Below are 10,519 nucleotides of genomic sequence, written 5' to 3'. Positions count from 1 at the left end.
CGCGGTCTGCCCGGCGGTCGCCGCCGCGGGGGCGGTGGAGGCAGCCGGGGCAGGCGTGGGGTTCTGGGCCAGCACGGGGCTGGCGGCCAGGCTCAGGAGGATGAGAAGTGGAGCGGCGCGCATGGGCTCCATTGTAGGTCTTGCGGCGGGCCCTGTCCCGCCCTGTCGCCCTGCCGGCGCGTGCACAATCGGCGCATGAGCAATTCCAAGACCCTGGTGCTGATCGACGGCTCCAGCTACCTCTACCGCGCCTACCACGCCATGCCGGATCTGCGCGCCGAGCCCGGCAACCCGGAAAGCCCCGCCACGGGCGCCATCCGCGGCATGATCAACATGCTCCAGGCGATCCGCAAGGAAGTGGCGGCCGACTACGCGGTCTGCGTGTTCGACGCCAGCGGCCCCACCTTCCGCGATGCGCTCTATCCCGAATACAAGGCGCACCGCTCGCCCATGCCCGACGATCTGCGCTCGCAGATCGAGCCCATCCACGAAGTGGTCCGCCTGATGGGCTGGCCCGTGCTGGCCATCCAGGGCGTGGAGGCCGACGACGTGATCGGCACCCTGGCCAAGACGGCCGCCGCCCAGGGCGTGAACGTGGTCATCTCCAGTGGAGACAAGGACCTGTCCCAGCTGGTGGATCCCCACATCATGGTGATGGACACCATGAGCGGCAAGCGCCGCGACGTGGCCGGCGTGACGGCCGAGTTCGGCGTGCCGCCTGCGCAGATGATCGACTACCAGGCGCTGGTCGGCGATGCCGTGGACAACGTGCCCGGCGTTGCCAAGGTCGGCCCCAAGACGGCCGTCAAGTGGCTGGCCGAGCACGGCTCGCTCGACGGCCTGATCGCTGCGGCCGACGGCATCAAGGGCGTGGCTGGCCAGAACCTGCGCGATGCCATCGCCTCGGGCCAGCTGGCACTGAGCCGCCAGCTGGTCACCATGAAGACCGACTGCGACCTGAGCGCCGAAGTGCCCACCCTGCCCGTGCTCGACGCGCTGGCGCCGCGCGAGCCCGATACCGCGCCGCTGCGCGAGTTCTATGAGCGCTACGGCTTCAAGGGGCTGGCACGCATGCTCGGCGGTGCCGCGCCCGAGCCCGATGCGCTGCAAGCCGTCAAGGCCGGCCGCAAGCCAGCGGCCAAGCCGCGTGCCGACCAGTCCACGGGCGACATGTTTGCCCAGGAGCAGGCCGAATCCGACGACGCCACCGCCGAGGCCGAGACCGCCCAGCAGCGTGCGCTGGACTACGACGTGGTGCTGACCTGGGAAGCGTTCGACCAGTGGCTGGCCAAGATCAACGCCGCCGAACTCACGGCCCTGGATACCGAAACCACCTCGCTGGACGAGATGCGTGCCGAGATCGTCGGCATCTCGCTGAGCGTGGAGCCCGGCGCCGCTGCCTACATCCCCCTGCGCCATGCCGGCCCCGACGCGCCCGAGCAACTGCCGGCCGACGAAGTGCTGCAGCGCCTCAAGCCCTGGCTGGAGGATGCGGCCCGGCCCAAGCTGGGCCAGCACGTCAAGTACGACCGCCATGTCTTCGCCAATGCCGGCATCGAGGTGCACGGCTATGTGCACGACACCATGCTGCAAAGCTATGTGCTGGAAGTGCACCGCCCGCATGGCCTGGCCAGCCTGGCGCTGCGCCACACCAACCGCACGGGCATCAGCTACGAAGACCTTTGCGGCAAGGGCGCCCACCAGATCCCCTTTGCCCAGGTGCCCGTGGACAAGGCTGCCGCCTACGCCTGCGAGGATGCGGACCAGACCCTGGACGTCCACCGCGTGCTGTGGCCGCAGCTGCAGGCGCACGACGGCCTGCGCGGCATCTACGAGCTGGAGATCGCCACCAGCGAGGCCCTGTTCCGCATAGAGCGCAACGGCGTGCTCATCGATGCCGCCACGCTGGCCAGGCAGAGCAACGATCTGGGCCAGCGCATCGTGCAGCTGGAGCAGGAGGCCTACGACATCGCGGGCCAGCCCTTCAACCTGGCCAGCCCCAAGCAGCTGGGCGAAATCTTTTTCGACAAGCTGGGCATGCCCGTGGTCAAGAAGACGGCCACCGGCGCACGCAGCACCGACGAAGAGGTGCTGGAGAAGTTGGCCGAGGACTATCCGCTGCCCGCCAAGCTGCTGGAGCACCGCAGCCTGTCCAAGCTCAAGGGCACCTATACCGACAAGCTGGCCCAGCTGGCGCTGCCGCGCACGGGCCGGGTGCACACGCACTACGCCCAGGCCGTGGCCGTGACGGGGCGCCTGTCCAGCAACGACCCCAACCTGCAGAACATCCCCATCCGCACGCCCGAAGGCCGGCGCGTGCGCGAGGCCTTCATTGCCGCGCCCGGCCATGTGATCGCCAGCGCCGACTACTCGCAGATCGAGCTGCGCATCATGGCCCACCTGTCGGGCGACGAGTCCCTGCTGCGCGCCTTCCACGAAGGCCGCGACGTGCACCGGGCCACGGCATCGGAAGTCTTCAACGTGGAGCTGGAGCAGGTCAGCAGCGAGCAGCGCCGCTATGCCAAGGTCATCAACTTCGGGCTGATCTACGGCATGAGCAGCTTTGGCCTGGCCAAGAACCTGGGCATAGAGACCAAGGCTGCCGCCGCCTACATCGACCGCTATTTCCAGCGCTATCCGGGCGTCAAGCGCTACATGGACGAGACGGTGGAATTCGCGCGCGACCACGGCTACGTGGAAACCGTCTTCGGCCGCCGCCTGTACCTGGTGGACATCAACGGCGGCAGCGGCCCGCGCAAGAAGGCGGCCGAACGGCAGGCCATCAACGCGCCCATGCAGGGCACGGCGGCCGACCTGATCAAGAAGGCCATGGTGGCGGTGCAGGCCGAGCTCGATGCCAGGCAGTCCGAGGTCCGCGTCATCATGCAGGTGCACGACGAACTGGTGTTCGAGCTGCCCGAAGGCGAGTCGGACTGGGTGCGCACCGAGATCCCGCGCCTGATGGCCGGCGTGGCGGAACTGAAGGTTCCCTTGCTCGCCGAAGTGGGCGTCGGCCCCAACTGGGACAAGGCACATTGAGCTTCACGCGCGCATCGTAGACTTGGCCGGTTCTCAACCACCACCAAGGAGAGATGCATGCGTGACGATCAGCAGCAAGACCTGAAGGCCCTGGTTCCGGGGCGCAGCAGCGAAGAGGGGCCCACGCGGCGCCTGGCATTGCAGACGGCCCTGGGCCTGGGCTATGCCGCCGCGGCCACGCCGCTGATGGCGCAGACCGCCATCTCCACGCCGGCCGACGGCCTGACGGCCGGCGAGGTGCATTTCACCGTGAACGGCTTCAAGGTGCCGGCCTACCGCGCCGCGCCCGCCGGCAAGAAGAGTGTGCCCGTGGTGCTGGTGATCTCCGAGATCTTCGGCGTGCACGAATACATTGCCGACACCTGCCGCCGCCTGGCGCGTGCCGGCTACCTGGCCATCGCCCCCGATCTGTATGCGCGCCAGGGCGATCCCAAGACCTATACCGAGATCGCCAAGCTCATGAGCGAGCTGGTCTCCAAGGTGCCCGACGAACAGGTCATGGCCGACCTGGACGGCGCCGTGCAATGGGCGGGCACGCAGGGCGGCGATACGGCGCGCGTGGCCATCACGGGCTTTTGCTGGGGCGGGCGCATCACCTGGCTGTATGCGACCCATGGCCCGGTCAAGGCCGGCGTGGCCTGGTACGGCCGGCTGGAAGGCGCCAAGACCGCGCTGCAGCCACGCCATCCTCTGGAGCTGGTCTCCAGCCTCAAGGCGCCGGTGCTGGGCCTGTATGGCGGGCAGGACACGGGCATTCCGCTGGAATCCGTGGAGCGCATGCGCGAGGCGCTCAAGCAGGGCTCGGCAGCGGCCAAGGCCTCGGAGTTCGTGATCTACCCGGAGGCGCCACACGCCTTCCATGCCGACTACCGGCCCAGCTACCGCGAGCAGGCTGCGCGCGACGGTTGGCAAAAAATGCTGGCCTGGTTCAATAAGCATGGGGTGACCCCCTGAGCGGCTGCGCCGCTTCCCCCTCTCTCGCTTCGCGGGAGGGGGACGACACCCTCGGTGCGGGGCGGCCCTTCCTCGGTGTCCCTGGTGTGAGGACGCGCCAGTTTTTAAGGTATTGCTGACTAGCTTTCAACTTTATTCGCGCAGGGGGGGCTTGACAGCTTCTGTAGGCTGAAACCGAGGGAGCCCGACACCGTGGCCTGCTTCCTTCATGGGATCGCAGGCCACGGCTGCGATGGGGCCGGTCTTTCTGCGAGAATTCGCGGGTTTCGCCTGCAAGGGCATACGGTTGAAGCACAAATCGCTATGACATTGGTAGCAATCATTCTGGCCACCCTGGCCGCCGGTATTGGCAGCGTCTGGGTGGCCGCGTTGTTGATGGGGCTGGGAGGCAACCGCTCGCCGGGCATGATGCCGCAGCGGCTGTTGAGCCTGGCGGCGGGCGCGCTGCTGGCCACGGCCTTCATGCACCTCTTGCCCGAAGCCTTCGAGAGCGAGGCCGGCGCGCACGACCTGTTCGTCACGCTGCTGGTGGGCCTGGTGTTCTTTTTCCTGCTGTCCAAGGCCGAGCTGTGGCACCACGGGCATGAGCACGGCGCGCCGCCGGCCCATGAGCACGATCACCACGAGCATCACGATCACCAGGGCCACGCCCATGACCATTCCCATGGCCACCATCATGGCCACCGCCACGGCGGCTGGGCGGTGCTGACCGGCGACAGCGTGCACTGCTTCGGCGATGGCGTGCTGATCGCCTCCGCCTTCATGGCCGACATGCGCCTGGGGCTGATCGCGGCGGTGTCGGTGCTGGCCCACGAGGTGCCACACCACATGGGTGACATCGTGGTGCTGCGCCAGTCCAGCTCCAACCGGCGCGTGGCCCTGATCAAGGTGTCCATGGCCGGGGCCGTGACCACGCTGGGCGGCATTGGCGGCTATTTCCTGGTCGGCCAGCTGCAGGAGCTGCTGCCGTACTTCCTGGCCGTGGCCTCCAGCAGCTTCATCTACGTGGCGCTGGCCGACCTGATTCCCCAGCTGCAAAAGCGCCTGAGCGCGCGCGAGACCGTGGCCCAGGTGGGCTGGCTGATGCTGGGCATCGTGCTGGTCACCGTGGTCAGCCGCGCGGCCCACGCGCACTGAGCGGGCGGCGTTTCAGGCTATCCCGCACCGGCCTGCACGGGCGTGCTGCCCAGCAGGTCGGCATAGTCCACGGCGTACTTGATGAAGGCCGCATGGCCGTCGATGCGCAGCTTGCGGCGCAGGTGCAGCCGGTGGGTTTCCACGGTACGCACCGAGGTGCCCATCAGTGCCGCAATCTCCTTGTTGGAGCGGCCCTCGGAGATCCACTGCAGCACGCTGGCCTCGCGCGGCGTGAGGGCGCGCCGGGGGCCGGCACCGGCGCCGTCGTCCTCGGCCACGGGCTGCAGGCCGGGGCTGAAATACAGGCCGCCGGCGTAGACCCGGTCTATGGCCTCGATGAGCTGCTGCGCCGGCGCATCCTTGAGCACATAGCCGCGCGCGCCCAGTGCCACGGCGCGCCGCACGTATTCGGGGTCCTCGTGCATGGACAGCACCAGCACGCGCACCAGGGGGAACTGATCGCGGAACAGCGCGGCCAGGTCGATGCCGCTGGCGCCCGGCATGCGGATGTCGGTCACCACCAGGTCGGGCGACAGCTCGCGCGCCAGCGGCACGGCCTGGTCCATGCTGGCGGCCTCGCCCACGACACGGATATGGTCGGTGGCCTGCAGGCGCATGGACACGCCGTCGCGCACAAGAGGGTGGTCGTCCACCAGGAGGATGCGGATCATGGGGTTCATGCAGCGGCCTGTGGGAGTTCGAATTCCGGTGAGGGAGACAGCGGCATGCCGCCGCTGCGGTAGAGCACGGCGACCAGCCGGGTGCCCCGGGCGCCCGAGCTGATGCTCAGATGGCCGCCCAGGCCCTCGATGCGCTCGCGCATGTTGCGCAGGCCGATGCCGCCCTGGCGGTCGCGCTGCACGCGGCGCATGTCGAAGCCCTGGCCGTCGTCGCTGACCTGCAGCACCACGCGGCGGCGTTGAAAGTGCAGGCTGACGTCGATGCGCGTGGCCTGCGCATGGTTTTGCGCATTCGTCACGGCCTCCTGGGCCACGCGGAACAGGGCCGTGGCGTGGCTGGGCGGCAGAAAGCGGGTCTCGCCCCGGCAGCCGAACTGCATGCGCAGGCCGTCCTCGGCCTGCATCTGCTGGCTCATCAGTGCCAGGGCCGGGGCCAGGCCCAGGTCGTCCAGCAGGGCGGGGCGCAGGCCGTGGGAGACGCGCCGTATCTCCACCAGCGCGTGGTTGAGCTGCTCCAGTCCCTGGTCCACCATGCGCTGGGCCGTGGCCGGGTCCTGTGCGGCCAGGCGCCTGAGCTGGGCCTGGGCCGTCTCCAGCAGGAACTTGGACGAGACCAGCACCTGGACCACGCCGTCATGCAGGTCGCGCGCCACGCGCGTGCGTTCTTCCTCCTGCGAATGCACCACGCGCTGGGCCAGGCGCTGCAGCTTGGTGCTGGACACGCGGTGGTCGCTGAGATTGAACGCCAGCCCCGCCACGCCGATGAGCACGATGCACAGCGCCGCAATGCCGAAGATGCGCCAGCGCGTGGCCGCGATATTGGCCTGGGCGCTTTCGTCGATCTGGCGCAGCGCCTGCTCCACATCGTCCAGGTACAGGCCCGTGCCCAGCGACCAGCCCCATTCGGGGACCGTGGCCACGTAGGCGAGCTTGGCCTCGGTACGCAGCGAGGACGGCTTTTGCCACTGGTAGCGCACCAGGCCGCCGCCGCTGCGCGCGGCATCCAGGATGATCCTGGCGGGCCCTGCGCCGCCCGGGCTGTTGGGATCGCACAGGTCCACGCCCGACAGGCCCATCTGCCGCGCATCCAGCAGCACGTTGCCGTGTTCGTCGTAGACAAAGAAGTAGCCGTCCTCGCCGAACTGCATGCGCGCCAGCGTATCCAGCGCCTGGCGCCGCTGCACGGATGGCTCCTCGCCGCTGGACTGGATGCGTGCCAGCGCCGTGGTCGCCAGCTGCACGTAGTGCCGCAGCTCGGTCTCCTTGCTGTGCAGGTAGGCGGTCTCGACCAGCTCTCGTTCCTGGCGGGCCAGCTCCAGTGTCTGGTGTTGCACGGTCACCGCGACCAGGCCCAGGGCCAGCGCGATGGCGGCAATCGACAGAAGCGCAAGTTTCAGCGGAAGTTGCATGGGAGCCTGTGTGGGGTGCACCGACGATCTTTTCCGCCCAGTGCACGGACCTTGTCAACAGGGCTTGCGCGCATGGCGCCGGGGCCCGGCAGCGGACCTTGAATGGCGGGCGTCGTATCTGCCAATAGCCTGTGCGCGCTGCATATCCACGCGCGCAGGAAAAGGAATTTGAATATCCCAAGGAAAATGCCATGGATAATATATTTCGCGCACGAAAGAATATCCCATTGACATAGGGAATCCGATATGCATTTTCTTGGTGCGTTGTCCCCTTTTTGGGGTCTTGAATAATGGTTTTGCCGTATTGTGGTGCGCCGTCCCTCATCTGTCTGACATGCCTGGCTACGGTTGAGCAGGTTCCGTGCCAAGCCGTTGTTTCAGAAGAGAGTTATCCTGCTGCGTAGCACTGCGCAAGCGGTCCTGCGTAGTGGTGCGTAGGGGAAAATTCATTATCGAATGCTCCAGATCCCTGCCTAGAATTTCTCCGTGAAATCACTGATTCGAATCATTTTGTGTCAATGATTCATGTCGCCTTCGATGACCCAATTAAATGGTGACGAAGTGTTTCCGGGGCGCCGTTGCAGTAATGCGCGGCACGGCAGTGGCAGTTTGTATTCTTGTTTCAGAAAGGCAATACCATGGATATTCGATCGAACCTGCGGCGCGTGGCGCTGGCATGCGGTGTGGCGGCGGCGGTAGCGACGCTGGCGGGCTGCGCCGCGCCCCACAAGCGCGAGGTGCTGTCCACCACGCAGATCTATCCGGCCATCGGCCCGTATTCGCAGATGGTGGCGCATGGCAACACGATCTACTTCTCGGGCGTGCTGCCGCTGAACGCGCAGGGCACGGCCATCCAGGGCACGACCATCGAGGAGCAGACGCGCGCCGTGCTGGACCACATCGGCGCCAAGCTCAAGTCCCAGGGACTGGGCTATGAGGATGTGCTGTCCACCTCGGTCTTCATGAAGGACCTCAACGAGTTCGCCGCCATGAACAAGGTCTATGGCGAGTACTTCAAGACCGGCGCCCCCGCTCGGGCCACGGTGGAGGTGGCGCGCCTGCCGCGCGATGTGAAGATCGAAATCTCGGCCATCGTCGGCCGCCGCTGACCGCTTGCGCAACGACAGGAGGACCGCATGAACGCACGACACCCCCAGATCGCGGCCGAGCAGGCCGCATCCCTGACCGCCACTGCGGCCGCCGGCGAATCCGGCTATCCCGCGCGCTGGACTTCCAAGCGCCGCGACTTCCTGCGCATGCTGGGCTACGGCACCGGCGCAGCCACGCTGGGCCCACTGCTGGCTGCCTGCGGCAGCGGCAATGCCCAGACCTCGGCCGCTGCGCTGCGCGAGCAGCTCATGCGTGACGAGGCCTTCTGGACCGACGTGCAGAGCATGTTCATCCTCAAGCCCGAGAAGACCTACATGAACATCGGCACGGCGGGCTCCATGCCCAAGCTGGTGCTCGATGTGTTCGATACCGAAAACCGCAAGAAGGCCGCCGACTCGGGCAACGGCTACAGCAACCTGCTGGACCTGCGCAAGCAGGTGGCGCCGGGCTTTGGCGTGGATGCCGACGAACTGGCCTTCTCGGCCAACACCTCCTCGGGCATGTGCCACGCCATCCTGGGCATCGACTGGCAGCGTGGCGACGTGGTGGTGACCACCAACCACGAGCACGGCGGCGGCGACACGCCGCTGAAGATCGCCCAGGACCGCTACGGCATCGAGGTCTCGCGCATTGCGCTGCCCGTGGGCAACAACCAGACGGCCGCCACCTACGTGAACCTGTTCGACGAGCGCATCCGCGCGCTCAAGGCCCAGGGCAAGCGCGTGCGCGCCATGATGTGGTCCTCTCCCACCTACAAGACCGGCACCATGCTGCCCATTGCCGACCTGATGGGCGTGGTCAAGGCGCACGGCCTGATCAGCATCGTGGACGGCGCCCACCTGCCGGGCATGATGGCCTACAACTATGCGGAGCTGGGCATGGACTTCATGTCGGGCGCGGGCCACAAGTGGCAGTGCGGCCCGGGCTCCACGGGCATCCTCATCATCCGCAACAAGATCCGCGCCTCCAACCCGCTGCCCCTGCCCAAGTGGTACCCGGTGCACACCAGCGCCTACCCGGCGCTGGAGCGCACGACCACGGCCAAGGAGACCTACGACATCGCCGCCTCGGTCACCTCCTGCGGCAGCGTGCACACGCCCATGTTCATGGCGCTGGCCCAGGCCTGCGCGCAGTGGGACAGCATCGGTCGCAAGAAGATCGAGACCTATGACCTGACGCTGTCGTCCTACCTCAAGGAAAAGATCGTCGAGCGCTGGGGCGTGGACTCGCTGTACTCGCCCAAGGACGATCCCAAGCTGCTGTCGGCGCTGACCTGCTTCAACCCGTTCCAGAACAAGGACGACGTGATGAACGGGACCAAGTCCTCGACCTTCGTGGCGCGCATGCTCAGCGACTATCCGCAGGGCTTCGTGATCCGCAACTCCAACTTCCCCGTGATCGGCGCGGCGGCAGACCACTACGGCGTGCGCGTGTCCACGCACCTGTGGCATGACGCGCGGGACATCGATCTGCTGGTGGATGCGATGTGGGATCTGTCTAGAAAAATGTAGCCCCCTGAGGCGCTGCGCGCCTTCCCCCCGAGGGGGACGACACCCTCGCTGCGGGGCGGCCCTTGCTCGGTGTCCCTCGCGTTGGGCCATGCTTGTGTTGCGGGCGTGCTTTCTGACGCGGGGGGCTGTCTTGGGCCGGGCTCCTTGAGCCCTGCGCCTCAGCCGGGCTGTCCTTCGTCGCGGATGGCGGCGCGGACCTGGGGGAGCTGGCGGCGCGAGACCATGAGCAGTTCGGGGATGCCGTGCAGGCGCAGGGCCCAGCCTTCGCCTTCGGTGGGGTCGTCGTGGCGCTCCAGGCTGCGCAGGGCGCTGCGTGCCACGAGGGCGTTGCGGTGCACGCGCAGCAGGTGGTCAGCGTGGCGGGCCTCCAGGTCGGCCAGGGCGCCGTCGAGGATGTAGCTGCGGCCCACGGTGCGCACGGTCACGTATTTCTGTTCGGCCTTGAGGTAGAGCACCTCCGACAGGGGCAGGCGCACGGTGGCGCCCCGGTCCTGTATCAGCAGCACGGGGCCGCCGTCGCGTTCGGCCGTCTGGTGCGCGGCCGTGCGCGCGGCCTTGGCCAGGGCCTGCTGCAGGCGTTCGCGGCGCACGGGCTTGGTCAGGTAGTCGGCAGCATCCAGGTCGAAGGCCTCGACCGCGTGGCCGGCATGGGCGGTGACGAAGACCACGGCAGACGCGG

Annotated in this window: 8 protein-coding genes; 5 read left to right on the top strand and 3 right to left on the bottom strand. The window is 67.5% G+C overall.

The window, feature by feature from the left end:
- Window positions 1-195 precede the first annotated feature (195 nt).
- The 3 genes from polA to L995_RS18170 all read left to right on the top strand — a co-directional run bounded on the left by polA (window position 196) and on the right by L995_RS18170 (window position 5,130).
- Complete coding sequence (polA, locus tag L995_RS18180) at window positions 196-3,039, top strand: DNA polymerase I (RefSeq protein WP_016451119.1); 2,844 nt, start codon at window positions 196-198, stop codon at window positions 3,037-3,039.
- Window positions 3,040-3,096: 57 nt separating this feature from the next.
- Window positions 3,097-3,993, top strand: coding sequence for a dienelactone hydrolase family protein (locus L995_RS18175; protein WP_047472884.1), 897 nt, complete (start codon window positions 3,097-3,099; stop codon window positions 3,991-3,993).
- Between the two features lie 303 nt (window positions 3,994-4,296).
- Entirely contained in the window at window positions 4,297-5,130 is an 834-nt protein-coding gene (locus tag L995_RS18170; RefSeq protein ID WP_016445804.1) for a ZIP family metal transporter, read from the top strand.
- A 17-nt stretch (window positions 5,131-5,147) separates the two neighbouring features.
- Here L995_RS18170 and L995_RS18165 read toward each other — a convergent pair whose 3' ends face one another.
- Together L995_RS18165 and L995_RS18160 are read right to left on the bottom strand one after the other, a co-directional pair.
- Window positions 5,148-5,810 (bottom strand): response regulator, encoded by a 663-nt coding sequence (locus L995_RS18165; RefSeq protein WP_047472883.1) that lies wholly within the window; start codon window positions 5,808-5,810, stop codon window positions 5,148-5,150.
- The gene (locus L995_RS18160; protein ID WP_016445806.1) at window positions 5,807-7,219 is read right to left on the bottom strand and encodes a cache domain-containing protein; all 1,413 of its coding nucleotides are present in this window, start codon (window positions 7,217-7,219) and stop codon (window positions 5,807-5,809) included. The genes L995_RS18165 and L995_RS18160 overlap by 4 nt, the downstream gene beginning before the upstream one ends.
- 638 nt (window positions 7,220-7,857) lie before the next feature.
- Here L995_RS18160 and L995_RS18155 point away from each other — a divergent pair.
- Together L995_RS18155 and L995_RS18150 are read left to right on the top strand one after the other, a co-directional pair.
- Window positions 7,858-8,328 carry a Rid family detoxifying hydrolase gene (locus L995_RS18155; RefSeq protein WP_016445807.1) on the top strand — a complete coding sequence of 157 codons (471 nt, stop codon included), beginning with the start codon at window positions 7,858-7,860 and terminating at the stop codon, window positions 8,326-8,328.
- A 27-nt stretch (window positions 8,329-8,355) separates the two neighbouring features.
- The gene (locus tag L995_RS18150; protein ID WP_047472882.1) at window positions 8,356-9,840 is read left to right on the top strand and encodes an aminotransferase class V-fold PLP-dependent enzyme; all 1,485 of its coding nucleotides are present in this window, start codon (window positions 8,356-8,358) and stop codon (window positions 9,838-9,840) included.
- A gap of 158 nt (window positions 9,841-9,998) precedes the next feature.
- On the opposite strand, the gene L995_RS18145 is transcribed toward L995_RS18150, so the two are convergent.
- The coding region (locus L995_RS18145; protein WP_047472881.1) for a LytR/AlgR family response regulator transcription factor at window positions 9,999-10,519 on the bottom strand (521 nt) is incomplete at its 5' end.

The organism is Delftia sp. ZNC0008 (assembly GCF_000799035.1).
Taxonomy (GTDB): domain Bacteria; phylum Pseudomonadota; class Gammaproteobacteria; order Burkholderiales; family Burkholderiaceae_C; genus Comamonas; species Comamonas tsuruhatensis.
This window is presented reverse-complemented; position numbering and strand designations above follow the sequence as displayed.

Bases quoted from the DNA above. Each gene is read 5' to 3' on its own strand.
- L995_RS18160 (WP_016445806.1), bottom strand. From the start codon at position 7,219: ATGCAACTTCCGCTGAAACTTGCGCTTCTGTCGATTGCCGCCATCGCG.
- L995_RS18155 (WP_016445807.1), top strand. From the start codon at position 7,858: ATGGATATTCGATCGAACCTGCGGCGCGTGGCGCTGGCATGCGGTGTG.
- L995_RS18175 (WP_047472884.1), top strand. From the start codon at position 3,097: ATGCGTGACGATCAGCAGCAAGACCTGAAGGCCCTGGTTCCGGGGCGC.
- L995_RS18170 (WP_016445804.1), top strand. From the start codon at position 4,297: ATGACATTGGTAGCAATCATTCTGGCCACCCTGGCCGCCGGTATTGGC.
- L995_RS18150 (WP_047472882.1), top strand. From the start codon at position 8,356: ATGAACGCACGACACCCCCAGATCGCGGCCGAGCAGGCCGCATCCCTG.
- polA (WP_016451119.1), top strand. From the start codon at position 196: ATGAGCAATTCCAAGACCCTGGTGCTGATCGACGGCTCCAGCTACCTC.
- L995_RS18165 (WP_047472883.1), bottom strand. From the start codon at position 5,810: ATGAACCCCATGATCCGCATCCTCCTGGTGGACGACCACCCTCTTGTG.